Raw genomic sequence first — 384 nt, 5'->3', positions numbered from 1 at the left:
GGTCCGACTATCCCGCCCTGGCCAAGCTCAGCAAGCTCGGCGTCCAAGGCCACATGGGCCTGCTCTTCGGTCTCGCCAACCAGATCCTGCTGGCGCTGATCGCGCTCGGTCTGATCTTCGTCATCGTGTGGGGTTACCGCATGTGGTGGCAGCGGCGCCCCATGCGTGACGACCGCGCGGCGGTCTTCGGCAAGGCTCCGGCACGGGGTACGTGGCGGCAGCTGCCCCTGCCGGTGCTGATCATCGGCGTTCCGGCCGTCGTCGCCCTCGGCTGGGCACTGCCCGTTCTGGGGATCACGCTGATCGGGTTCCTCGTCCTGGACGTGGCAGCTGGGCTCGCCCGGCCAGGCCGCGCCGCGTAGCGCCGAAGCCCGGAAGACCCCA

At 70.1% G+C, this 384-nt stretch carries 1 protein-coding gene; it reads left to right on the top strand.

Translation table 11 applies throughout. From position 1 onward, the window contains the following. A partial coding sequence (locus tag AC1DYK_RS36170) for a PepSY domain-containing protein (RefSeq protein ID WP_478170651.1) occupies positions 1 to 362 on the top strand: 362 nt, incomplete at its 5' end. Between the last annotated feature and the right edge of the window lie 22 nt (positions 363 to 384).

It is taken from the genome of Variovorax sp. P2_H12, assembly GCF_056403395.1.
This window is presented reverse-complemented; position numbering and strand designations above follow the sequence as displayed.